This window comes from Quyinboa sediminis (assembly GCF_042219855.1).
In the GTDB taxonomy this organism is placed as follows: Bacteria; Bacteroidota; Bacteroidia; order Bacteroidales; family UBA5342; genus JBHJHP01.
Window position 1 is genome coordinate 173,025 of record NZ_JBHJHP010000003.1, and the last position, 22,779, is coordinate 195,803.

A 22,779-nucleotide genomic window follows, 5' to 3' on the forward strand; every position below is an offset into this window, starting at 1 on the left:
AAAGTTAAAAGTGGTGTGCTTAATTAATAATAGAAATTTGAAATTTAATGTTGTTTTGTAAAACAAATCCCCCATCCGTCGATGACGGACACCCCCTTTTTTAAAGGGGGACGAAGAAGCCTGCAAATTCGTGTGGAGTGTCCTCCTTTCTAAAGGAGGTATCCCGATTTATCGGGATGGAGGATTTAATTCGTAATTAATATTGAAAATTGCTGTTGTCATATTAAACTGGAACGGAAGGGCCTTGCTGGAGCAGTTTCTGCCCTCCGTAACACAATATTCTGCCGATAAGGATACTGTTGTTGTTGTAGCTGATAATGGTTCAACGGATGACTCGGTTGACTTTGTAAAAAAGACATATCCCACGGTTCAGATTTTACAGCTGGAAGAAAATTACGGATTTGCTCTAGGCTATAACAAAGCGCTCGAACAGATAGATGCGGAGTATTATGTATTGCTCAACTCCGATGTTGAAGTGACAGAAGGTTGGCTCAAACCACTAATAGCTTATCTGGATGCACATCCGGATGTAGCAGCCTGCGGACCTAAAATTCTGGATTATAAGGATAAAACAAAATTTGAATATGCCGGGGCTGCCGGTGGCTTTATCGATAAATATGCATACCCGTATTGCCGTGGCAGAATGTTTAATACCGTTGAGGCAGATAATGGGCAATACGATACCATTACAGATTGCCTGTGGGTAAGCGGAGCCTGTCTTATGGTAAGAGCAGCTGTTTACCGGCAGCATGCTGGTCTCGATGAACGTTTTTTCGCTCACATGGAGGAGATAGATTTTTGCTGGCGATTAAACAACAGTGGTTTAAAGGTGGTGAATATACCGCAGTCTGTTATTTATCATGTGGGGGGTGCTTCACTTGCCATGGGAAACCCGAGAAAAACATTTTTAAATTTTCGCAACAGTCTGCTTTGCCTTTATAAAAATACAGAAAAGGAAAAACTGAGTTATATTTTATTCAGACGATTGATCCTGGATGGCATTGCTGCAGTGAAGTTTCTCTTAACGGATAGTCCGGCACATTTTATGGCGGTCTACAGGGCGCATCGCGCGTTTTTTAAACTGAAGAAATTCTATGGGCCACTTGAGGCTTCAGTTCCGGTGTTTGCCGGAAAAAAACTGGTATGGCAGGGATCAATTGTTATTGCTTATTACTTTAAAAAAGTACACAAATACACATCGCTTACAAAATATTCAGAACAATATAAGTAACGAGTGGTTTTATTAGTAGCTTAATAAAAGCTTATGGATGAGAAGGAAAAACATTTGTTTATAGCAGCCGGACCTAATGGTTCCGGGAAAAGTACGTTTGCACGCCAGTTTTTAAAGCAGAACGATTATATTTTTATCAATGCTGATGAGATTGCGCGCGAGCTGAATCCAACGGAAATGGAGTCTGCCAAATTATCTGCCGGACGGGTGTTTTTTCAGCGCTTATATGGAAATATCGAGAAGGGAAATGACATCCTGATTGAGAGTACGCTTTCAGGATCTTACTTTCACAGATATTGGCCAAAGATCCGTGAAAACGGATATAAAATTACCATCATTTTTGTTTTTTTAGAGCATCCGCGAATTTGTATTGAACGAATTAAGGAGAGAGTTATCAAAGGCGGACACTATGTGCCCGATGCCGATGTGGTGCGCCGGTTCTACCGTAGTAAGCGGAATTTCTGGAATCAGTACCGTAATGAAGTAGACAACTGGTACATGTTTTTTAACTCGGATGACAAGTTCATGGAAGTGGCTTTTGGGAAAAAAAATGACTACATCGTCAAAAACAATGAGATTTTTGATTTATATTTGCAGGACGTAATGTAATGTATTTTTTTATGAGGTTTGAAAAAATGGATGATTTGGAAGTCTTCCAAATTGGCGTTGAGATTGAAAAAATCGGAAACGAAGCCATTAAAACTGTAAAAAAAGAAAACCGTAAAATGGGTATCCCATTGGTTTTCTCGAGAAACGGGGAAATTTATTATGAATTACCCGATGGTTCAGTAACTAAAGAAAGCCCATTCAGAAAAAATTAAAACGAACGAAGGGACAAAAAAAACCGGATAAGCTTATCCGGTTTTTTTTATGTCCTTTTTGTCATATCTTTAGAGATCAAGAAAGCTGTTTATCCTGATTGAACGTATTTATTAATGCACACTTATGTGCCTTAAAATATTAAATGATGAAAACATTACTGGTGCCTGTCGATTTCTCTGAAGATTCTATGGCTGCGGTGAAGCAGGCTTTAGAGCTGGCTAATGCCGTAGGGTTGTCTATCCGGTTGATCCATGTGAAAAAGAAGAAAACTTATTACTTTGGATTTTCAACATCCAATGAAGAACAGTTTCCGGATGACGAGATTAAAGCACATCTTCAGAGTGTTGTCAATAATTTTAAGCCCGGATATACAGCTGGCGGGACATTTGATTTTATAATCCGACATGGCAGTATAACGCACGAAATAATAGCGGAAAGTGAAGCCGTTGAGGTATATGCCATTTTAACCGGTTTGCAGGGAAATACTTCGTTGAGGGATTATCTTGTGGGGAGTAATGCTTACAGAATTGTTGCTGCAGCCCAAAAACCTGTATTTGCGGTGCGAAAAAGTATGCCGGTCAAACCCGTGCGGAGAATACTTCTTCCGATTGAGGATAAACAGGATACCAGAATAAAGGTTCCCGTTGTCGCTGCACTTGCAAAAGAACTGGATGCCGAAATTCTGGTGCTGGGAATTACCGACAGCCCTTATGAAGAGATGATTGCCAAAGTGCAGATTTATGTCAGACAAACACTGGATTATTTTAAAGAAAGAAATCTGAAGTGTTCCTCAAAGGAACTCATTTCAGTTGAGGTGCCACAAAAAATTGTGGAGGTTGCAAAAGAGGAAAATGTGGATCTGATTGCATTTGTTTCCGATATGACAGATGATATACTGGGGCAGATGTTATCGGTATCAGTTAAATATATACTACACCAGTCTGAATGTCCGTTATTATGTGTACCGGTTAACATTTTAGATTAATTATTAAAACTTTTTATTCTGAAACATCATTTTAATTGTCTATTTTTGCAGCTCAAATTCAGGGATATTATGTTAAAGGGTTTTTTAGCATTCTTTTTGTTCTTCTCAACTGTATTTGTGGCTGCAGGTCAGGCAAATAACGTTGCAACAAACCCTGAACCCAATCAGACCGTAAACACGGATTCCACCAGATTTATTTATTCTTCAACAGATGATGGCGGTGTTGTTCACTATTACAGGGACAAACGGCTGGATAAGATATTTGATATACAAAAAGATATCAATAAGCGAAAAGAGGGAATACCGGGTTTCAGGGTACAGCTCTACCGCGGTAATTCGCAAAAACTCTCAAAAGACAAGGCATTCAGGATTGAAGCGATGGTGTATCAGAAGTTCGGAGCTGATGCAGATGTGGAAGTGCTGTTTAAGACGCCATACTGGAGGGTGCAGGCGGGTAATTTCAGGACGCAGAGTGAGGCCATGAAGATGGAAGCAAAGTATAAAAAGGCATTTCCTGATATGGCGGATGACATATCGGTTGTGCCGTCCATGATCAAATTTCCCGAATTAAAGCGGAATACAGATAAAGAATATAATAAAGGGCAGTAGTGGATACTGCCTTTTTTGATTGATATAAAGCAACTTAAGTTCAATGAGCGATCAGATTAAACATGAATGTGGAATTGCACTGATCCGTTTACTCAAACCCATTGAGTACTACAAGGAGAAGTATGGTTCGTGGATGTATGGCCTGAACAGGCTATATCTTATGATGGAAAAACAGCATAATCGCGGACAGGATGGTGCTGGTGTGGTGAGTGTTAAAATTGATCAAAGGCCGGGAACAGAATATATTTTCAGGGAACGTTCCATAAAACAGAATCCGATTCAGGCCATCTTTAAAAATATTTACGGTTCATTCGATGAATTTGTGTCTGATGATACCTCCAGGTACCAGGACACAGCCTGGGTGAAAGACAACCTGCCCTTCATCGGTGATGTGTATCTTGGCCATTTACGCTATGGTACGTTTGGTCGTAATTCGGTTGATTTCTGTCATCCGGTAATGCGGAACAATAACTGGAAATCGCGTAACCTGGCTTTGGCAGGGAACTTTAATATGACCAATGTGGATGAGATTTTTAATCATCTGATTGAATTAGGTCAGCATCCCAAAAGTTATACCGACACGGAAACCGTGCTTGAAAATATCGGACATTTTCTGGATGAAGAAAATCAGTTTCTTTTCCGTAAATTCAAGAATGAGCGTTACACCAACAGGGAAATTTCAACCCTGATTGAAAAAAACATTGATCTGGCAAAAATACTGGAACAATCCAGTAAACGATGGGATGGTGGTTATGTCATTGCAGGGATTATAGGACACGGTGATGCCTTTGTTGCACGCGATCCCTGGGGAATACGACCTGCCTTCTATTATAAAAATGATGAAGTTGTTGTTGTGGCTTCGGAACGACCGGTTATACAGACCGCATTCAACATACGCTGGAACGAAGTGAATGAAGTACAACCGGGACATGCTTTAATTATTAAAAAGGACGGATCGGTTAGCGAAGAAGTTGTTCGTGTACCCCATAAGCGTCAGTCGTGCTCGTTTGAACGAATCTATTTCTCGCGTGGCAGCGATAAAATGATCTACACAGAGCGGAAGCGCCTGGGAGAACTTCTTATTCCACAGGTTATGGATGCCGTGGATCATGATATTGAGAATACCGTTTTTTCATATATTCCGAATACTGCCGAGACGGCTTTCCTGGGAATGATGCGCGGACTGGAAAAACAGCTGAATGAATGGAAAATAGACAAACTGAAAGAGCTGGGTCCTGATGCGGATGAAAAGGAAATTCATAAGATACTGTCCATGACGCATCGCTCAGAAAAGATCGCTGTTAAGGATGTGAAGATGCGTACCTTTATTACCGATGATGATAACCGGGACGAAATGGTAGCCCATGTGTATGATGTTACCTATGGTATAGTACAGAACCAGAAAGATAACCTGGTGATCATTGATGATTCCATCGTGAGAGGTACAACATTAAAGCAGAGTATCCTGAAGATTCTCGACCGCCTGCATCCCAAGAAGATTGTTATTGTCTCTTCAGCTCCGCAGATCCGTTATCCGGATTGCTACGGTATTGACATGGCAAAGCTTGGTGATTTCTGTGCTTTCAGTGCTGCCATTCAGCTGCTAAAGGATCAGGGAAAGCAAAAGGTTATCGATGAGGTTTACGAAAAATGTAAAGCACAGCAGTATCTGCCTAAAGAAGAAATTGTAAATTACGTCAGGGAGATATATGACGGGTTTACCGATGAAGAAGTCTCTGCTAAAATAGCAGAAATGCTTACACCGGAGGATATGAAGGCTGAAGTTCAGATTGTTTACCAGACCGTGGAGAACCTGCATGAAGCATGTCCCAATGACAGGGGGGACTGGTATTTTACCGGAGATTACCCGACTCCTGGGGGAAATAAAGTGGTGAACACTGCATTTATCAATTACATCGAAGGTAAAAACCAGCGGGCATACTGATAAATGTTATGAAAATATGTGAGCACTTTTCTGGTTTTCAGAGGAGTGTTTTTTATTTACACTATAATATTGGGTATTTACTTCAAGGTGTTATGAGTGCCGTCACAAAATGGTGGCGTTGAAGTTTGCTTACACATGCAGAATGCCACTTTTTTGGTTTCTTCAGCTTTAAATACAACCGGTGTAAATTCTGTAACCTTGTGTGACCCGTCACAAAACGGCTGGTTTCCTGAGCGACCGCATCTGCACCATGCATAGGTTTTATCTTTTTCAATCTCCGTAATTCTGGGAGCCCTGCCGGCAATTTGTCCCTTTTTCATGTGTTATATTTTTTAGTTTATGCTTTAAAACACATTGGCAGCATCAAAAGTTTATTAAATTCATGGCTTTTAACGCTGTTTCACAATCTGTTGAACGGCAACCAGGCCTGTATTGTCAGGTTTGCTTAAATGACGTATTTTTACCGAAATAACCGGATTATGGCAAAGTCTCTTGTAAATAAAAATGCCACCTTTGGCACCTGGCCTGTATTTCTTACAGCAATATCTACCATTCTTGGTGCTATACTATTTCTGCGATTCGGCTATGCCGTTGGAAACCTGGGACTAATCGGAGTCCTGACAATTATATTAATAGGCCATCTGGTAACGATCCCCACAGCTTTGGCTGTGGCTGAAATAGCCACTAATCAACGGGTGCAGGGAGGAGGAGCCTATTATATAATATCCCGGTCCTTCGGATTAAACATCGGTGGAGCCGTGGGATTCTCGCTCTATTTGTCACAGGCCATTAGTGTGGCATTTTATATCATTGCTTTTGGTGAAGCCTTTCATCCCTTATTGAATTATCTGGCAGAATCAACAGGCGTGGTTATACATGTTCAGTGGATTAAAATTGTCACCATGGCTATTTTGTCTGTCCTTATTCTGACAAAAGGCGCCAATCTTGGTGTGAAAGCTCTTTATTTTGTTGTTGCAATCCTGTTTGTGGCGTTGGGTATGTTTTTCCTGGGCCACTCCATCAAGCCGGGCACTGACTTTAATCCCAACGAGCACATCCTTGCACCGGACAGTTTCTTTTATGTGTTCACGATAATATTTCCGGCTTTTACCGGACTTGCAGCCGGTATTGGTCTTTCGGGTGATCTGAAAGATCCGCAGCGGTCCATTCCAAAAGGGACCATTTGGGCAACAGTTATCGGGATGCTTATATATATAGGTGTGGCCTATAAACTGTCTGTCAGTGCATCCGCTGAGGACCTTGCTTCTAACCAGCTGATTATGCAGGATATTGCCTTATGGGGACCGATTATTCCTATTGGACTGGCTGCTGCATCGCTCTCCTCTGCGCTGGGATCCATAATGATTGCACCACGAACCCTTCAGGCCATCGGATACGATAATGTATTTCCAAAAACCTGGTTCAATAACTGGCTTTCAAAAGGCCGTGAAACGGATAATGAGCCGATAAACGGTTCAGTAATTACTATTGTAATTGCCTTTGTGTTTGTGGTAATGGGGGATGTGGATTTTGTTGCAAAAGTGATCTCAATGTTTTTTATGGTGACCTATGGTGCCATTTGCCTGATTTCATTTATGGAGCACTTTGCTGCCGATCCTTCATACCGTCCCACTTTTAAACATAACAGATGGTACTATTCCTTAATCGGCGGCTTGTTGTCTTTCTGGCTTATGTTTAAGATGAACCTGCCTTATGCTGTTCTTTCCTTGTTGCTTATGGCCTTGTTTTACCATTGGGTGAGCATCAACAATAAGGAGAAAAAAGGATTGCAGAAGTTGTTTAAGGGTGTGGTTTTTCAAATGAGCCGTTCTTTGCAGGTTTTTGCGCAACGTGCGAATAAGGAAGACAGGGAAGTGAGCTGGAGGCCTTTTCTGATCTGTATTTCTGAGGATACCTTTAAACGGCGCAGCGCTTTCGATCTGGTCCGCTGGATCTCCTATAAATATGGTTTCGGAACCTATATTCATTATATCAAAGGTTTGTTGAACCGTAAAACCAGCAACGCATCAAAGGTGGTGCTGGAGCGCCTGATTAAACTGGCAAGCGGAAGTAAAAACAGGGTATATCTTGATACAATTATCAGTCCGTCCTATACCTCAGCCATTGCCCAGGTTATTCAGCTGAACAGCATCTCTGGAAAGGGGAACAATATGATCCTGTTTGAATTTTCACATACCGAACCGGATTCACTGAAGAATGCATTGGACAATTACAGTTTAATTCAATCGGGAGCATTTGATGTGTGCATTCTGAATACAACATATAAAGGATTTGGGTATCACCAGACCATCCACATCTGGATCAGTGAGAAGGATTATGATAACTCGAACCTGATGATTCTGCTGGCTTATATTATTCTGGGTCATCCGGACTGGAAAAACGGGGTCATCAAGATTTTTTCGCTGACACCACAGGAGGATGTGGAGCATAAAAAAGCTGCATTGATGGAACTGATTAAGTCGGGACGTTTGCCGATTTCACCTTCTAATGTAGAGCTGATCCCTTTTGAAAACGGTAAGGATCCGCACCGCATTATATCGCGCTACTCCGAGGATGCCGATTTAACAATCGTTGGGTTTACCACTGACGACCTGAAACTGGGTCTGGACTATTTTACATCTTTCAACGATACGTCTAATATTCTGTTTGTAAATGCCTATAAGGATAAGGAGATTGTATAGACACACTAATAGCGTGTCTATACAATCTATATATCTTTCATCGCAATACGCTGATGTATTTCAGGCAGTTCCTGTATGGCTGCTGATCCGTACCATGGGTGCAGTTCCATAATTAATCTTCCCGCTTTTACCGCCGGATCTGTCTCTGTTAATTCCCTGGCAGCTTCAATGGACTCCACATTAAAGATGTAGATGCCCCTTAATTCGCCATCATCCAGAAAAGGTCCGGCCATGACCAGAACACCCTTTTCTGCCAGTCGTTTAATGTTGTCAAGGTGGGCACGCTGAATTGCTTTGGCTTCATCGTCAGACTGGCTTCTGTTTGGACCTGACTTTAAAAATGCCATTACATATTGCTTCATGCCATAATCATCAGCCTGGAGTTTTTTAGCGAGTACCGAGTCTTTTGCAACCACTTCGCTTTCACTGTTTGCGCTGTTTTTTGAGGTGTTATTGCACGAACTTATAAAAATTGTTAAAATCAAGGCGTTGATTGTGAGGAGGATAGATTTTATTTTCATCATATACAGTTTTTTATATAAAAACAATTACTACTTTTAAATGTTCTTACTGTGTTTGGGTTCGCCCACGATTGATGTGTTTAAGAACTTTGGGACAGAACAATTATATTAATCAGATGTTTTACTCTAAGGTAATTCTAAAGACTACCGGTAGATAGAGATCGTCTTTAAAAATCGATATATGGACATAAAGAAAGTCTTAATTGCTAACCGGGGGGAAATTGCAGTTCGAATTATCCGTTCATGCAGAGAGATGGGGATTAAAACAGTGGCTGTGTATTCTGAAGCAGACCGCAACTCATTACATGTCAGGTATGCAGACTATGCATATTTTTTAGGCCCGTCACCCTCAAACGAGAGTTATTTATCCATCACCAAAATTTTACAGGTTGCCAAAGACTCCGGTGCTGATGCTGTTCATCCGGGTTATGGTTTTTTGTCTGAAAATGCAGAGTTTGCCAAGCGATGCAGAAAGCAGGGGATTATTTTTATTGGTCCTTCGGCACAGGCTATCTCAACCATGGGGGATAAAATAACTGCCCGTCAGACCATGATCAATGCAGGTGTTCCTGTTGTGCCGGGAACCCAGAAAAAGATCGTGGGTGAAAAAGATGTACATAAAGTAGTTCAGGAAATAGGTTTCCCGGTGATGGTAAAAGCGTCTGCCGGTGGAGGTGGAAAAGGAATGCGTCTGGTACGAAAAGCCGAAGATCTGCTTTCAGGTATAAATGCGGCACGATCAGAAGCCAGCGCTGCTTTCGGAGATGATGCGGTTTACATTGAGAAATATATTGAATCGCCACATCACATAGAGTTCCAGGTTATGGCCGACAGCCACGGCAATGCCATTCATCTCTGTGAAAGGGAATGTTCGGTGCAACGCCGACATCAGAAAGTGGTAGAGGAAACGCCTTCACCGTTAATGACACCTGAGTTGCGCGCTCAGATGGGGGAAGCCGCAGTTGCAGCAGCCAAGGCTGTTTCTTATGAGGGAGCCGGAACCATTGAGTTTCTGGTAGATAACAGCGGAAATTACTATTTCCTGGAAATGAATACCCGTTTACAGGTTGAACATCCGATTACAGAACGTGTGGTTGGTGTGGATCTGGTAAAACTTCAGATTCTGGTGGCACAGGGTGAAAAACTACCATATACTCAGAACGATATTAAACAAACAGGACATGCCATTGAGTGCCGTATTTATGCCGAGGATCCGGATAATAATTTTATGCCGAGTCCGGGATTGATTAAGCATATTACCGAACCAAAAGGTTTGGGAGTACGTACCGATGGTTATGTATACGAAGGATACGAAATACCCCTTTTTTATGACCCGATGATCTCTAAACTGATCGTTTGGGACAGAACTCGTGAAGATGCTATAGCCCGTATGAAACGGGCTCTTCACGAGTATAAAATTACCGGGGTAAAAACCTCAATTGGTTTTCTTAAACGCATTATGAACCATGATGATTTTAAGAAAGGAAATTATGATACCCACTTTATTGATAACAACATGGACCAGCTGATGCAATCAGAAAGCGGAAGCCATGAAAGATGCAGAGACATAGCTGCCATTGTTTCACTGATTGATTATCACCGTAATCTTGCGACTTCAGAAAACAAACTGAAGGATGATACAACGAAAAAGTGGATTGAATTCGGACGTAAAATGGGTGTTATTCGCCTCTAAAAAGCTGGTTATGGAAGTAAAGATCAATAATGAAATATTGGATGTTAAAATATTAAGCATCAAAGGTAATATGGCCACGATCTCTGTGGATGACCGGGAATATGAAATTGATATTACCATGGTGGAACGCGGTGTTTACTCACTTCTTCATAAGAATAATTCATATAACGTTGAACTGATTCATGGTAATGAGTCCCGGAAATACATGGTAAATACGCAGCATAAGTCCTATAATGTGGAGATTGTGGATGCTCAAACCAAGTACAGGGAAAACCGCAATAATAACCAGGGAATAGATGGTGCCGGTTCGGTCTCTTCTCCAATGCCGGGACGCGTTGTCAGGCTGCTTGTGAAAAAAGGTGATAAGGTGAAGGTTGGTCAGCCTGTGATCATTGTTTCTGCGATGAAAATGGAAAGTGAGTATAAATCGGGCATCGATGGTGAAGTGAAAAAAATTCTGGTAAAGGAAGGACAGACGATAGAAGGTCATCAGACTTTGCTGGAAATAGAGTAGTGCTTTGTCCTGCTAAGGAGGCGTAGTTAAAAGTAGAAAGTAAAAAGTAAAGGTCAGTCGCAGGCGAAATACAGAGGGCAGATCCTTGTGCCTGGTCACTGATTCAAAAAATAACATAAAATCAGATTATGTCAGAACTTGAAAAGAAATTCAAAGAGTTTGAAAAGCGTAGTGCAGAGGCTGATTTAGGCGGAGGTGTTGAACGCATAGAAAAACAGCATGAGGGCGGCAAAAAAACAGCCCGCGAAAGGCTGGAGGACCTTCTGGACCCCGGAACCTTTGTTGAAATTGATAAGCTGGTAACCCACCGCTGTGCCCAGTTCGGGATGGATAAAAATAAAATCCCTTCTGATGGTGTTGTTACGGGATATGGAAAAATTGACGGACGTTTGGTGTATGTGTTTGCTCAGGATTTTACCGCATTTGGTGGTACCCTCAGCCGTGCCAACGCTGATAAAATTGTTAAACTGCAAAAAATGGCCCTTAAAATGGGGGCACCACTGCTGGGCTTAAATGATTCCGGCGGGGCGCGTATTCAGGAAGGTGTCCAGAGTCTTGCCGGCTATGCTGATATTTTTCAGTTAAATGTAAAGGCTTCAGGCGTTATCCCGCAGATATCGGCCATTATGGGACCTTGTGCGGGCGGTGCAGTTTACTCTCCGGCGCTAACCGATTTTATTATGATGGTTCGGAATACCAGTTATATGTTTGTAACCGGTCCTGATGTAATCAAAACGGTAACACACGAGGAAGTTACCAAGGAAGATCTGGGTGGAGCCATGGCTCATAACAGCAAAAGCGGTGTGGCTCATCTTATGGCTGAAGACGATGAACAGGCCATGATGTTGTTACGCGATCTGATGAGTTTTATACCCTCCAATAACATGGAGGAAGCTCCGGTGGTTCCAACACTTGATCCGCTTGACAGGGAAAGTGAGATGTTACAGTCACTTATTCCGGCTGATCCGAACAAGCCATATGATATTAAAGAACTGATTACCGAGGTTGTTGATGAAAAGAATTTTCTGGAAATACAACCACATTATGCCCAGAATATCGTCATCGGATTTGCACGTTTCAATGGTCGCAGTGTAGGTATTGTAGCTAATCAGCCAGCACATCTTGCAGGTGTGCTCGACATCGATTCATCCGTAAAAGGTGCACGTTTTGTCCGCTTCTGTGACGCATTTAATATTCCTATCGTCACATTTGTGGATGTTCCCGGATTCCTTCCCGGAATGTTGCAGGAGTTTGGCGGGATCATCAAACATGGGGCAAAGCTGTTGTATGCATTTGCTGAAGCTACTGTGCCCAAAATTACGGTTATTACCCGTAAAGCATACGGAGGTGCTTATGATGTGATGGCCAGTAAGCATATTGGCGCAGATGTGAATTATGCGTATCCCACCGCTGAAATTGCCGTGATGGGAGCAGATGGTGCAATCAATATCCTGTACCGGAATAAAATTAAGACCAATGAAGACCGGGAAAAAGCAGTAAAAGAGTATAAGGATGCGTTTGCCAATCCTTATAAAGCTGCAGAACTGGGCTATGTGGATGAAATTATTCTTCCCCGGGATACCCGTTTAAAACTGATTCAGGCCCTGGATATGACGAAAACTAAAAGCGATGGTAATCCACCTAAAAAACATGGTAATATTCCATTGTAGTTTTACCGTTAATGATATGAAAAGCTGTTCCAGGGAACAGCTTTTTTATTTGGCGTGGAGCTATTAATTTGAGTACTCAGGAACAGTCCATTGTTGTATTCGGTTGAATACATTTAATATTGTCCTCCTTTTTTCAAAATGAGGTGTCCGTCAAATGACGCGCAGAGGTTTTTGATATACCTAATATTTCTGTTTTATAATCTCCTAATCTCCACTTTAAATCTTCTTATAAGGCACAAAAAAAGGCTGACCGTCGGTCAACCTTGGAAGTCCTTTTATATTTGGATCAATAATATTAAGCAAGCTTTACATTAACTGCATTTAATCCTTTTCTTCCTTCCTGAAGATCAAATGTTACTTCATCATTTTCTCCAACCTGATCAACCAGGCCAGATACGTGTACAAAATACTCTTTGTTTGTTTCTTCATCTTTAATAAATCCATAACCTTTAGAGTCATTAAAGAATTTTACAATACCTTTATTCATTACTTATTTTAATTAAAATTTAGGCAAAGGTAGGATTAAAAACCGGTTATAAAAGAAAAAAATACGATTATTTGAAAAAAATCTAAAAAAAATAATTCTCAAGTAATCAGTTTGCTTTCAATAATTTAAAGAAATCAACTTAATTCAAATATGGCCTGACCAATCAGATAACCATCGGCAAATACGTCAACACGGTATTCTCCTTCGAATAAAAATTCTTCAATTTTCCAGTATCCACATACCTGCATGGCTTCACTTTCGTATTCTATAACCCGCATTATGGAGTAGAGAATGTCCTTATCCTGATACTTAAAGGTGTTATTTGAATCTTTTATAAGGACCTCATTATTGGGAGCCGTAATTCTTAAGTACACAGGTTTTTCCCCAACCGGTGTGGTAATGTTTTTACTCAGATTAAAACAAATTTCAATTTTTACGGCTTTGCTTAGTCTCCTTGTCGTCCTTCCGCGATCGTTAAGCATGTCAATTTTAAAATCCGAAGCTTCAAGCTGGGAGGCTATTTCCACTTTTTTTACCAGCGTTTCCTTTTCCTCCTGTAATTTATTGACCGTCTGCGAGGCTTCTTCGTAACGCTGAGCCACTTTTTTGTTTTCTTCTCTCAATTCCTGGTTTACCTGGCTCAATGAGTCTATCTGAAATACATAGTGTTTCATCACTTTGCGCATGGTGGAGAGTTCCTTTTTATATTCCCTTATTTTATAGGCATTTGTCGCTTTTACGGTTTCGAGTTCTTCCATGAGTTGAACCACCTTTTGCCGTTCAATATCCAGCCGAAGGATCATGGAATCTGTTTGTGGCATCAGCGAATCATACTGAAAAGCCAGCTCGCGGTAATCACCCAACAGGGAATCCTTTTCAATATTAAAAGATTCTTCCATTTGATTCATGGTGTTGTTCTGTATAAAAAACAGCACCAGAACACTTGTCATAACAATGGAAATGACGATGATTAAAGTGAGCACAAATCTCTTATCCGTTAAGCTTATTTTCATTCGTTTTTAGTTTTTAAAGTATCACGTATCAGGATTCGGGTTAAGGATTTACTTAAACCGTAGATCATTCATTGAATATTTATAAGTCTAAATAATTATGTCTTCGTCTAGATACCTGTTACCTGTGTCCTGCTACTTATTATTTTTCACAAAAATATACCTTTAAATCTGTTTTTGAAACGGAATCTGCTTATAATAATTGTAATGCAATCCTGAATTTTCTAATTTGAAGAGTTTAATCGCGACAAGTGATCAGTTAACCGTACGGTAGCACTTAAATATTCAGGTCAGGGACTCATATGATCGCTTAAGTACTTGGCATAAAGGGCCTGATAAAAATCATTCAGAATGCCTGTTGATTTTCGTTCATTTATATGAATGTAAATCAATAACTATGAACACTGTACAAGTTTTAAAGAACCTCGTTGAGAACAATCCGGGTGAGCTTGAGTTTCATCAGGCAGTACGCGAAGTACTGGAGTCTATTGAAGAAGTGTATAACAAAAATCCCCGTTACGAAGCAGCCAATATTATTGAACGGATTACAGAGCCGGACAGGATTCTGATGTTTCGTGTGCCCTGGCAGGACGATCGTGGAAAAATTCATGTGAACCGCGGTTACCGTATTGAGTTTAACAGTGCGCTGGGACCTTATAAGGGAGGTCTCCGTTTTCACCCTGAAGTAAGCCTTGGGACCTTTAAATTTCTGGGTTTTGAACAGATATTTAAAAATGCTTTGACCACACTTCCCATGGGCGGTGGAAAAGGCGGTTCAGACTTTGACCCCAAGGGCAAATCGGATAATGAAGTGATGCGCTTTTGCCAAAGTTTTATGACAGAACTGTACCGGCATATCGGTCCGAATACAGATGTTCCGGCTGGCGATATAGGTGTTGGCGGTCGCGAGATTGGTTTTTTGTTCGGACAGTATCGCCGTCTTGTCAACCGATTTGAAGGTGTTTTGACAGGGAAAGGAACGCACTGGGGAGGAAGCTGGATCAGAAAGGAAGCAACCGGTTACGGACTTGTCTACATCACACAGAAATTCCTTGAAGAGCATGGTACAACAATTAAGGATAAAATTGTGACTATCTCGGGGGCCGGTAATGTAGCTATTTATGCTGCCGAAAAGGTGCAGCAGCTAGGTGGAAAAGTGGTGACCATGTCCGATTCAAACGGATGTATTATCGATAAGGATGGTATTGATCTTGAGCTGGTTAAGGAAATAAAGGAAATACGTCGCGGAAGAATAAGAGAATACTGTGATATCAAAAGCCATGCTGAATTCAGTGAAGACAGAAATGATGTATGGAAAATTAATACGGATGTGGCTCTACCGTGCGCAACACAAAATGAGCTGGATCTGGAATCGGCCAAAATTCTGGTTAAAAATAACTGTACCATTGTGGCAGAAGGCGCCAATATGCCGACAACTCTGGACGCAACGAAATATTTTCTGGAAAACAGGGTTGGTTTTATTCCGGGCAAAGCGGCCAATGCCGGTGGAGTAGCCGTATCTGGACTGGAAATGTCGCAAAATGCCATGAAACTGATGTGGATGCCGGAAGAGGTGGATAACCGCCTGAAACAGATTATGCTGAACATTCATAATGCCTGCGTGCAATACGGAAAACAAAGCGATGGTTATATTGACTACGTCAAAGGTGCTAACGTGGCCGGTTTTTTCAAGGTAGCCAATGCCATGCTGGATCATGGGCTGGTGTAATCCAGCATCGCGTTCCGCTTCGTTGGACAAGCTCTGTGTAATCAGTCAGTGAAACTGTCGATTCAGAATCAATACTTATAATGTTCTGAATTGATCCCGACAATGTAGATCATCGGGATATTATTAAATACACAATAATTTGCTTGGCATAGCTTCCAAGCTACGTCATTTTAAACAACTAAGCTCATGACGCAGGCTGGAGCCGAACCTACGCCAGACTGTGGGTTGTGAAGTGGCCAATTCAAATCATTACATTTTTTTGTGAGAAGACTCCGTAGGAGTCAAATATAGGTAGACCGGGGTAACACCCCGGGATTAAAAGATCATGTAAATCAAGGCCGGAGAATGTAACTTCAAATGAAATGAGAACCCGTCAAGGCCGCATATATTCTGTTAATGGAATTTTATTTTGTATATTTATGTAATTTGTTGAATATTTTATTACCCATTAGCTGTGTCAAATATTATTATACCACTTGAAACAATAGCCAGTAAAATACTATTATTGAGGGACGAAAAGGTTATTTTGGATATTCATTTATCAGATCTGTATGATGTTGAAACAAGAGTCTTAAAACAAGCTGTAAGAAGAAATATTGAACGATTCCCCTTAGATTTTATGTTTGAATTAGAAGATGATGAAATTGATTTACTGGTATCACAAAATGTGATACTTTCCAAAAAGATACTTGGCGGGGCAAGGCCGTTTGCATTTACCGAAACAGGTGTCGCAATGCTATCCTGTGTTTTAAAAAACAAAAAGGCTATAGATATTAACATTGCCATAATGAGGACTTTTATAAAATTGAGGAAAGCATTAAATGATAATACAAAACTTATGAGACGACTGGACGACATTGAGTACAAGTCTGCTGATCACAACAAAAAAATAATGCTGATATTTGAATATTTAAAACAGTTTGAAGAAGCAAAACAAAAAGAAATAAATATTTCCAAAAGGAAACGCATTGGGTTTAAAACATATGATAGTCAGGAAGAATAAGCGAATAGTAAATCTGCACCTGACTTGAGAATACGAAAGATTAACGTAATTTTTCAGATCTTAATTGTAAAAAGACTCCGTAGGAGTTAAATATTGGTAGCCCGGGATAAGACCCCGTGATTAAAAGATCATGTAATTTAAGGCCTGAGAATGTAACTTCAAATGAAATGAGAACCCGTCAAGGCCGCATAAAGTTCTGACATATGAAATGTTGAAATATTGGGTTGTTTTTGTATATTTACTTTGTTGTTGAATAATAAAAGTCTCTGAAAGGACATTATGAAGTATTCTTAAAATTATTAATGTGAAAAGAATTGCACCCATTATTACGCTCGTATTGTTATTTGGAATTCTGAATAATGCAAGTGCTCAGAAATCAGAAAAGCATCTGAAAATAAATAAAATAAAGGAAATTGATTCAATTAATAATTATATAGTTCATAATAATATTATTGACTATACAGATATAGCATTACTATCAAAAGATGAAAAGAATCATTTAAAAAGTGCATCCTTAAATGATGTTTATATAAGGAGTTTTAATACTAAAAAAATATCTCCTGATAATAACTGTTTTGTGGCTTATTTCGAAGGAGAAGCTCCCTCAAAATATATCGGTTTTTTTAATAAGGATGGGGATATACTACATATCAGCGAAGTAAATATTGAACCTGTTGTCAATTTCTCATCTAATAGTAACTTTTTGGTTGTTTTCAGTTTTTATCAAAATGTCTTTTTTTGTTTCACCAATAAAGGGGAGCTTATATTTAAAGGTTTATTTGACCAAATTTTACCTGATGCTGATATCATTCATAATGCTTTTGTTGATGATACGGGTAGATATTTGCTGGTTAGTTCATCATATATGTTGCATATGATAGATCTGTCAAAAGGAGAAATTAAATGGGAAATAAAAACAAAGTCCAGAAGAGTAATAAATTGTCATTTTAATTCAAAACTTGGTATTGTTGCTACAACTGCACTATTAGCTGATAAAGACATGATAAATGAAGAGGATATTTTAAACCTTGAGTTTAGGTCAATAAAATATGGGACCGAAAAGGGCAGAATTCCAAATGTCTCCAAAACTATCGTAAAAGGTAAGCATATTCTGGCCAGATCTAATAATAAATGGTATGAGTATGAAGTGACATGGGATACTGATGAAATGATCAAATGAGCTATTACATTGTATATATTCTATGTTGTTGAAAATCAACTTATGAAACATTCAAATATTTTTATTCTGTTAGTCTTTTTTAGCGTTCATAGTTTTGGAACTATCCCGGTAAAGGTTTGTTGCATGGATACCATATTCTCTGATAATAATGATTGTAAGGCTATAGTTAAGCCTCTGGGCTGCAGTTTTGGTGGATGTTTTGATACTGAATATTATGAGCAACATGAAGACAGTTTATTGTCAAGATTTCCTGAAATTAATAAACAATTTATTGTACTGTTAAAATCCGGAAAGGACGGTTTATATGAGGATATCAAACAAGTTGAAATTGATCCCCCGGATGTTTATCTGCTAAGTAATATATATGCTACATCATATTTTATAACAAATAATGCGAAATATTTTGTTGTAGAAAAAGTGATGAATCATGGGGCGTATTTAAATATTGTTTGGTACGTATTTGAAACGAATGGTGCAAAAGCTAAACTTTGTTCAGTTAATAATGGGGATTTTTCATTTATGCTCCATAATCTGATATCAGTAATGCCATACGATCAAAAACGATTCTATCAGGATTACAATTTAAAATATAATAAAAATGAAAATTTGCCTTTTATAATTCAGACAAGGGTAAAGAACGAAATGACATTCAAGGTGAAATTCTATGATTCTCAAAAGAAAAGATATGTAAAAAGAAAGGCTGTAATTCACTTTGAAGATTTTTAAGGTTTTAAAGAATAGATAATTTAGATAGTGAAATTTATGTGGCTTAAAAAAATTATTAAGAATCGGAGAAAAATAAGCTTCACATTGGCGGTATTGACATTATTGTATTTCTTTTTTACTCTGGATGAATTTAAGCGAAAAAACTGTGAGCATGTTTATAACGCATTTTTGGAATCTGAAATAACAGGTGTAGTTATAAAAAAGTATATAGATTATAAAAATCATTCTTTTCCTGTGATAGACATAAAAAGTAATGGTTCTGTTTATTCATTTTCACTACCTATGGATAGGAGTGGATTTTATGAATTCATATTTAAAGGTGACACAATAAATAAGGATAAATATGATAATAAAATCATAGTTAAAAACCCTGAAATGGATACATGTTTTATCATTAAAAACTTTTGTGATAGCTTAAATTAGGTTGGTGTAAAGGGTATCTTAATCAAGGCCGGAGAATATCTCCATGTGAAACAAAAGTCTATCAAGGGAATTTGGAGAAACTTGGATAAGGGAAGTGAAAGATGTTTCATTGAAAAACACATATTATTGTGAAAATGGTATTAGTTATTGATGGTTATGATTGGATTTTTTAGCGCTATAATATCCTTATTTATAGTTTTAGGCTCAATTAATAAAATGAAAGAGCATCTGAAAGATGATATTGATGAAAAAAGTCTAAAAAGAATTATTCCTAATCAGAATGATATAAAAATTGTATTTATTTTCCTTGGTAAGATTAGTAATACAACTGATATAAAATTAAAAAGGCAATATCGATGGACTTTCATGCTTTTTTTAATAGGGTTTTTAGGTTTTATTTTTAGTATTTACTTCAATATAAAGTCTTTCTAAAAGCAAGATGCAAGTGGTTTTAATAGTTAGGCAAAGCTTCTAAACTACGTCGTTTTAAACAACTAAGCTCGCGTTATGAGTTAAGTTGGAGTCTATTAAACTGAAAATATTTAAAGCGAAGAAAATGACTAAGTTATTTTTAATGGGATTCTTGATAGCTTATGCAGCTATTACCCTTATTTCATGTGGTCATAGAACATGCAGTGATAGTGAATTAAGATTCGTAAAACAGGATTCAGAAGGTGATGATTTATTATTTTTGATTAAAAAATTGCAAATTAATTCTGATTATGGATTTGGATATGTACCCCTTGTTTTTGTTCTTGAAGTGCATAATAACTTGAATCATGACCTAAATGTCAGTGAATATTATTATAAGTATTACATTGAAATTGACACAAATTCATTGGAGCTGCGCTATTTTGATTCTGATACCATTATGTTAGACGCTAATGCTAAAAGGTTTTTTAGAGTTGCATTAAAATATGGTTATATGCCTGATTATGTCGAAGACATAAAAAAGCAATTAAATGATCCCAGAAAATTTAAACTTTTTGGAGTAACGGAAAGGGATACTGTCATAATCGAAAAATCATCAGATTTTGTTCTTTGTAAATGATTAAATATGACGTAGGCTGGTGCCTGCGCCGAACATTAGGAGAAGGCAATAAGTTTAATAAAAATTAAATTCATAGTGTTTAATATATTTGTAATTATATTTTTTTGCGTTGGCTTTGCAAGTCTTTTTACGCAAATTAAAATGAAAAGTGTACTAAAGAAAAATGGCTATGGAATAGACCTTACAAATAGCTCCGATTTAAGAAATTTCAGGAAACTTATTAAAAAGGAAAAAAGTGAGAGTAAAAAAAGGTTTTATAAAAAACTGCTTTGGGCACAATTTTTACTAATATTTGCAACTATCATTACTTTTTTCTTAATCATTTATAATAATGTAAAATGATTTCCTTGTTGTTAACGGTGTAAGCTTCCCCTCTTGTTCGGCATAACTTCTAAGCTACGTCGTTTTAACAACTAAGCTCATGACGTAGGCTGGAGCCGAACCTACGCCAGACTGTGGGTTGTGAAGTGGCCAATTCAAATAATGACATTTTTTTGTGAGAAGACTCCGTAGGAGTCAAATATTGGTTGCCCGGGGTAACACCCCGTGATTAAAAGATCTTATGTAAATCAAGGCCGGAGAATGCAACTTCAAATGAAATGAGAACCCGTCAAGGCCGCATGTTCTGGCGAATTTTTGAAATAATGACTAATGTGTATTCTGAATATTATTGATTTTCAATAATGAAACTAATTACCCTTCATACATTGCATTCCGTCGTTCCCTGATTTTCTCATCAGCCAGATAATCTTCAAAATCCATGTATTTGTCGATAATACCGGTGGGTGTTAATTCAATAACCCGGTTACACACGCTTCGGATAAATTCATGGTCGTGCGATGCCATCAGGATGTGGCCCGGATAGGTCTTCATATTATTATTAAAGGCCTGAATCGATTCCAGATCAAGGTGGTTGGTCGGATGATCCAGGATAACCAAATTGGGTTGTTGCAACATCATGCGTGAGATCATACAACGCATCTTTTCTCCACCGGAAAGTACGGTACAGCTTTTGGTAATCTCATCCCGGTTAAACAGCATTTTACCCAGATAACCCCTCAGGTAGCTCTCGTCGGTATTGGATGAAAACTGACCAAGCCAGTCCATTAGATTAAGATTTTTTTCAAAGAAAGCCGTGTTATCCTGTGGCAGGTAGGCTGTTTTAATGGTCTGACCCCATTCCACCTGATCAGGCTTTGTTTTTATTTCTCCCAGAATCATTTTAAAGAACGCAGTAACCGCACGGTTATCCCTGGAGATAAGCACAATTTTATCATCCTTTTCTACCGTAAAACTGACATCTTTAAACAATGTTGCGCCTTCCAGTTCATATTTCAGTCCTGTGACTGTCAGAATCCGGTCACCTGCAGGACGTTCCGGTTGAAAAATAATTCCCGGATAGCGTCGGGTTGAGGGTTGAATTTCATCTATCTTCAGTTTTTCCAGCATCTTTTTCCGGCTGGTGGTCTGTTTCGATTTGGCTACATTGGCGCTGAACCTTGATATAAATTCCTGTAGTTCTTTCTTCTTCTCTTCAGCTTTCTTATTCTGATTGGCCTGCTGCCTTAGCGCCAGCTGGCTGGACTCATACCAGAAGGTATAGTTGCCGGAAAATGTTTTGATCTTTCCATAGTCAATATCCACAATGTCGGTACAAACATTATCCAGGAAGTGACGGTCATGTGAGACAACAATCACCGTATTCTCAAAATTTGCGAGGTAGTTTTCAAGCCAAAGTACAGTGTCAAGGTCAAGGTCGTTGGTCGGCTCATCCAGCAACAGATTATCAGGATTGCCAAACAAAGCCTGGGCCAACAAAACTTTAACCTTCAGCTTTGCGTCAATATCTCTCATCAGCTGATAGTGCAATGCTTCCTTAACTCCAAGGCCGCTTAAAAGCATGGCGGCATCACTCTCAGCGTTCCAGCCATCCATTGAGGCAAAGTCATCTTCAAGTTTCGCTGCTTTAAAACCGTCTGCTTCCGAAAAATCGGGCTTTGCATAAAGGGCATCTTTTTCCTGCATAATCCGGAATAGCTCTTCATGTCCACGCAATACAGTTTCAAGAACAGGGTATTCATCAAATGCGTTATGGTCCTGTTTTAATACAGAAAGACGTTCACCGGGTCCCAAAGAAACAGAACCACTGGTGGAGTCCAGTTCTCCTGATATTATTCGGAGAAACGTTGACTTTCCAGCTCCGTTGGCACCAATGACACCATAGCAGTTGCCAGGCATGAATTTAAGGTTGACATCGGAGAAAAGAGGGGTTTTATCGAATTGAATGGCCAGATCTGAAACTGTTATCATACTATTTTTTTGTGCTGAGTTATTATCGAATCAATTGAGCGCGCAAAAGTAATCAATAAAACCGGAACAAAAAGTTAAATTGAAAGAGCGTTTTATGGAGCCGTAACTTTCAGGTATAATTTACTGTTTTTAGAATAAAAAAGGGGTAAAGCCTGAAAGCAATACCCC

Annotated in this window: 21 protein-coding genes; 16 read left to right on the plus strand and 5 right to left on the minus strand. The window is 39.1% G+C overall.

What is annotated here, in order from left to right; genetic code table 11:
- Positions 1-202: 202 nt before the first annotated feature.
- The 6 genes from ACE1EF_RS08725 (at position 203) to ACE1EF_RS08750 (ending at position 5,592) form a co-directional block, all read left to right on the plus strand.
- Complete coding sequence (locus ACE1EF_RS08725) at positions 203-1,231, plus strand: glycosyltransferase family 2 protein (RefSeq protein ID WP_375720264.1); 1,029 nt, start codon at positions 203-205, stop codon at positions 1,229-1,231.
- Positions 1,232-1,264: 33 nt separating this feature from the next.
- Positions 1,265-1,840, plus strand: coding sequence for an ATPase (locus tag ACE1EF_RS08730; protein ID WP_375720265.1), 576 nt, complete (start codon positions 1,265-1,267; stop codon positions 1,838-1,840).
- 11 nt (positions 1,841-1,851) lie between these two features.
- Positions 1,852-2,052 carry a hypothetical protein gene (locus ACE1EF_RS08735; RefSeq protein ID WP_375720266.1) on the plus strand — a complete coding sequence of 67 codons (201 nt, stop codon included), beginning with the start codon at positions 1,852-1,854 and terminating at the stop codon, positions 2,050-2,052.
- Positions 2,053-2,195: 143 nt separating this feature from the next.
- The gene (locus tag ACE1EF_RS08740) at positions 2,196-3,038 is read left to right on the plus strand and encodes a universal stress protein (protein WP_375720267.1); all 843 of its coding nucleotides are present in this window, start codon (positions 2,196-2,198) and stop codon (positions 3,036-3,038) included.
- A gap of 69 nt (positions 3,039-3,107) precedes the next feature.
- On the plus strand, positions 3,108-3,647 hold the full coding sequence (locus ACE1EF_RS08745) for a hypothetical protein (RefSeq protein ID WP_375720268.1): 540 nt from the start codon (positions 3,108-3,110) through the stop codon (positions 3,645-3,647).
- A gap of 43 nt (positions 3,648-3,690) precedes the next feature.
- Complete coding sequence (locus tag ACE1EF_RS08750) at positions 3,691-5,592, plus strand: amidophosphoribosyltransferase (protein ID WP_375720269.1); 1,902 nt, start codon at positions 3,691-3,693, stop codon at positions 5,590-5,592.
- A 77-nt stretch (positions 5,593-5,669) separates the two neighbouring features.
- On the opposite strand, the gene ACE1EF_RS08755 is transcribed toward ACE1EF_RS08750, so the two are convergent.
- The gene (locus ACE1EF_RS08755; RefSeq protein ID WP_375720270.1) at positions 5,670-5,912 is read right to left on the minus strand and encodes a CDGSH iron-sulfur domain-containing protein; all 243 of its coding nucleotides are present in this window, start codon (positions 5,910-5,912) and stop codon (positions 5,670-5,672) included.
- Between the two features lie 159 nt (positions 5,913-6,071).
- Between ACE1EF_RS08755 and ACE1EF_RS08760 the strand changes: the two genes are divergently transcribed.
- Positions 6,072-8,294: an APC family permease gene (locus tag ACE1EF_RS08760; protein WP_375720271.1), complete on the plus strand. Its 2,223-nt coding sequence runs from the start codon at positions 6,072-6,074 to the stop codon at positions 8,292-8,294.
- 26 nt (positions 8,295-8,320) lie between these two features.
- Here ACE1EF_RS08760 and ACE1EF_RS08765 read toward each other — a convergent pair whose 3' ends face one another.
- Positions 8,321-8,818 carry a YciI family protein gene (locus tag ACE1EF_RS08765; RefSeq protein ID WP_375720272.1) on the minus strand — a complete coding sequence of 166 codons (498 nt, stop codon included), beginning with the start codon at positions 8,816-8,818 and terminating at the stop codon, positions 8,321-8,323.
- Between the two features lie 178 nt (positions 8,819-8,996).
- On the opposite strand from ACE1EF_RS08765, the gene accC reads away from it, so the two are divergent.
- The 3 genes from accC (at position 8,997) to ACE1EF_RS08780 (ending at position 12,692) form a co-directional block, all read left to right on the plus strand.
- Positions 8,997-10,508, plus strand: a complete 1,512-nt coding sequence (gene accC, locus ACE1EF_RS08770) for an acetyl-CoA carboxylase biotin carboxylase subunit (protein WP_375720273.1) — start codon at positions 8,997-8,999, stop codon at positions 10,506-10,508.
- A gap of 10 nt (positions 10,509-10,518) precedes the next feature.
- Entirely contained in the window at positions 10,519-11,022 is a 504-nt protein-coding gene (locus tag ACE1EF_RS08775) for a biotin/lipoyl-containing protein (RefSeq protein ID WP_375720274.1), read from the plus strand.
- Between the two features lie 128 nt (positions 11,023-11,150).
- Complete coding sequence (locus ACE1EF_RS08780) at positions 11,151-12,692, plus strand: acyl-CoA carboxylase subunit beta (protein ID WP_375720275.1); 1,542 nt, start codon at positions 11,151-11,153, stop codon at positions 12,690-12,692.
- 295 nt (positions 12,693-12,987) lie between these two features.
- On the opposite strand, the gene ACE1EF_RS08785 is transcribed toward ACE1EF_RS08780, so the two are convergent.
- Together ACE1EF_RS08785 and ACE1EF_RS08790 are read right to left on the minus strand one after the other, a co-directional pair.
- Positions 12,988-13,179, minus strand: a complete 192-nt coding sequence (locus ACE1EF_RS08785) for a cold-shock protein (RefSeq protein WP_375720276.1) — start codon at positions 13,177-13,179, stop codon at positions 12,988-12,990.
- A 134-nt stretch (positions 13,180-13,313) separates the two neighbouring features.
- Positions 13,314-14,192, minus strand: a complete 879-nt coding sequence (locus ACE1EF_RS08790) for a hypothetical protein (protein ID WP_375720277.1) — start codon at positions 14,190-14,192, stop codon at positions 13,314-13,316.
- Positions 14,193-14,586: 394 nt separating this feature from the next.
- Between ACE1EF_RS08790 and gdhA the strand changes: the two genes are divergently transcribed.
- The 6 genes from gdhA (at position 14,587) to ACE1EF_RS08820 (ending at position 20,301) form a co-directional block, all read left to right on the plus strand.
- Positions 14,587-15,918: an NADP-specific glutamate dehydrogenase gene (gene gdhA, locus ACE1EF_RS08795; protein ID WP_375720278.1), complete on the plus strand. Its 1,332-nt coding sequence runs from the start codon at positions 14,587-14,589 to the stop codon at positions 15,916-15,918.
- Between the two features lie 505 nt (positions 15,919-16,423).
- The gene (locus ACE1EF_RS08800) at positions 16,424-16,921 is read left to right on the plus strand and encodes an ORF6N domain-containing protein (RefSeq protein ID WP_473774486.1); all 498 of its coding nucleotides are present in this window, start codon (positions 16,424-16,426) and stop codon (positions 16,919-16,921) included.
- A 304-nt stretch (positions 16,922-17,225) separates the two neighbouring features.
- On the plus strand, positions 17,226-18,101 hold the full coding sequence (locus ACE1EF_RS08805; protein WP_375720280.1) for a hypothetical protein: 876 nt from the start codon (positions 17,226-17,228) through the stop codon (positions 18,099-18,101).
- Between the two features lie 123 nt (positions 18,102-18,224).
- Entirely contained in the window at positions 18,225-18,827 is a 603-nt protein-coding gene (locus ACE1EF_RS08810; RefSeq protein WP_375720281.1) for a hypothetical protein, read from the plus strand.
- 36 nt (positions 18,828-18,863) lie between these two features.
- Positions 18,864-19,250, plus strand: a complete 387-nt coding sequence (locus ACE1EF_RS08815) for a hypothetical protein (RefSeq protein ID WP_375720282.1) — start codon at positions 18,864-18,866, stop codon at positions 19,248-19,250.
- 556 nt (positions 19,251-19,806) lie between these two features.
- Complete coding sequence (locus ACE1EF_RS08820; protein WP_375720283.1) at positions 19,807-20,301, plus strand: hypothetical protein; 495 nt, start codon at positions 19,807-19,809, stop codon at positions 20,299-20,301.
- A 693-nt stretch (positions 20,302-20,994) separates the two neighbouring features.
- Here the strand turns inward: ACE1EF_RS08820 and ACE1EF_RS08825 are convergent.
- Positions 20,995-22,611 (minus strand): ABC-F family ATP-binding cassette domain-containing protein, encoded by a 1,617-nt coding sequence (locus ACE1EF_RS08825; protein ID WP_375720284.1) that lies wholly within the window; start codon positions 22,609-22,611, stop codon positions 20,995-20,997.
- Positions 22,612-22,779: the final 168 nt, after the last annotated feature.

What these genes read in the sequence shown, in the direction of transcription:
- ACE1EF_RS08730 (WP_375720265.1), top strand. Translation starts at nt 1,265, where the DNA reads ATGGATGAGAAGGAAAAACATTTGTTTATAGCAGCCGGACCTAATGGT.
- ACE1EF_RS08820 (WP_375720283.1), top strand. Translation starts at nt 19,807, where the DNA reads ATGACTAAGTTATTTTTAATGGGATTCTTGATAGCTTATGCAGCTATT.
- ACE1EF_RS08735 (WP_375720266.1), top strand. Translation starts at nt 1,852, where the DNA reads ATGAGGTTTGAAAAAATGGATGATTTGGAAGTCTTCCAAATTGGCGTT.
- accC (WP_375720273.1), top strand. Translation starts at nt 8,997, where the DNA reads ATGGACATAAAGAAAGTCTTAATTGCTAACCGGGGGGAAATTGCAGTT.
- ACE1EF_RS08750 (WP_375720269.1), top strand. Translation starts at nt 3,691, where the DNA reads ATGAGCGATCAGATTAAACATGAATGTGGAATTGCACTGATCCGTTTA.
- ACE1EF_RS08780 (WP_375720275.1), top strand. Translation starts at nt 11,151, where the DNA reads ATGTCAGAACTTGAAAAGAAATTCAAAGAGTTTGAAAAGCGTAGTGCA.
- ACE1EF_RS08755 (WP_375720270.1), bottom strand. Translation starts at nt 5,912, where the DNA reads ATGAAAAAGGGACAAATTGCCGGCAGGGCTCCCAGAATTACGGAGATT.
- ACE1EF_RS08765 (WP_375720272.1), bottom strand. Translation starts at nt 8,818, where the DNA reads ATGATGAAAATAAAATCTATCCTCCTCACAATCAACGCCTTGATTTTA.
- ACE1EF_RS08760 (WP_375720271.1), top strand. Translation starts at nt 6,072, where the DNA reads ATGGCAAAGTCTCTTGTAAATAAAAATGCCACCTTTGGCACCTGGCCT.
- ACE1EF_RS08785 (WP_375720276.1), bottom strand. Translation starts at nt 13,179, where the DNA reads ATGAATAAAGGTATTGTAAAATTCTTTAATGACTCTAAAGGTTATGGA.
- gdhA (WP_375720278.1), top strand. Translation starts at nt 14,587, where the DNA reads ATGAACACTGTACAAGTTTTAAAGAACCTCGTTGAGAACAATCCGGGT.
- ACE1EF_RS08740 (WP_375720267.1), top strand. Translation starts at nt 2,196, where the DNA reads ATGATGAAAACATTACTGGTGCCTGTCGATTTCTCTGAAGATTCTATG.
- ACE1EF_RS08825 (WP_375720284.1), bottom strand. Translation starts at nt 22,611, where the DNA reads ATGATAACAGTTTCAGATCTGGCCATTCAATTCGATAAAACCCCTCTT.
- ACE1EF_RS08810 (WP_375720281.1), top strand. Translation starts at nt 18,225, where the DNA reads ATGGATACCATATTCTCTGATAATAATGATTGTAAGGCTATAGTTAAG.
- ACE1EF_RS08790 (WP_375720277.1), bottom strand. Translation starts at nt 14,192, where the DNA reads ATGAAAATAAGCTTAACGGATAAGAGATTTGTGCTCACTTTAATCATC.
- ACE1EF_RS08815 (WP_375720282.1), top strand. Translation starts at nt 18,864, where the DNA reads ATGTGGCTTAAAAAAATTATTAAGAATCGGAGAAAAATAAGCTTCACA.
- ACE1EF_RS08775 (WP_375720274.1), top strand. Translation starts at nt 10,519, where the DNA reads ATGGAAGTAAAGATCAATAATGAAATATTGGATGTTAAAATATTAAGC.
- ACE1EF_RS08745 (WP_375720268.1), top strand. Translation starts at nt 3,108, where the DNA reads ATGTTAAAGGGTTTTTTAGCATTCTTTTTGTTCTTCTCAACTGTATTT.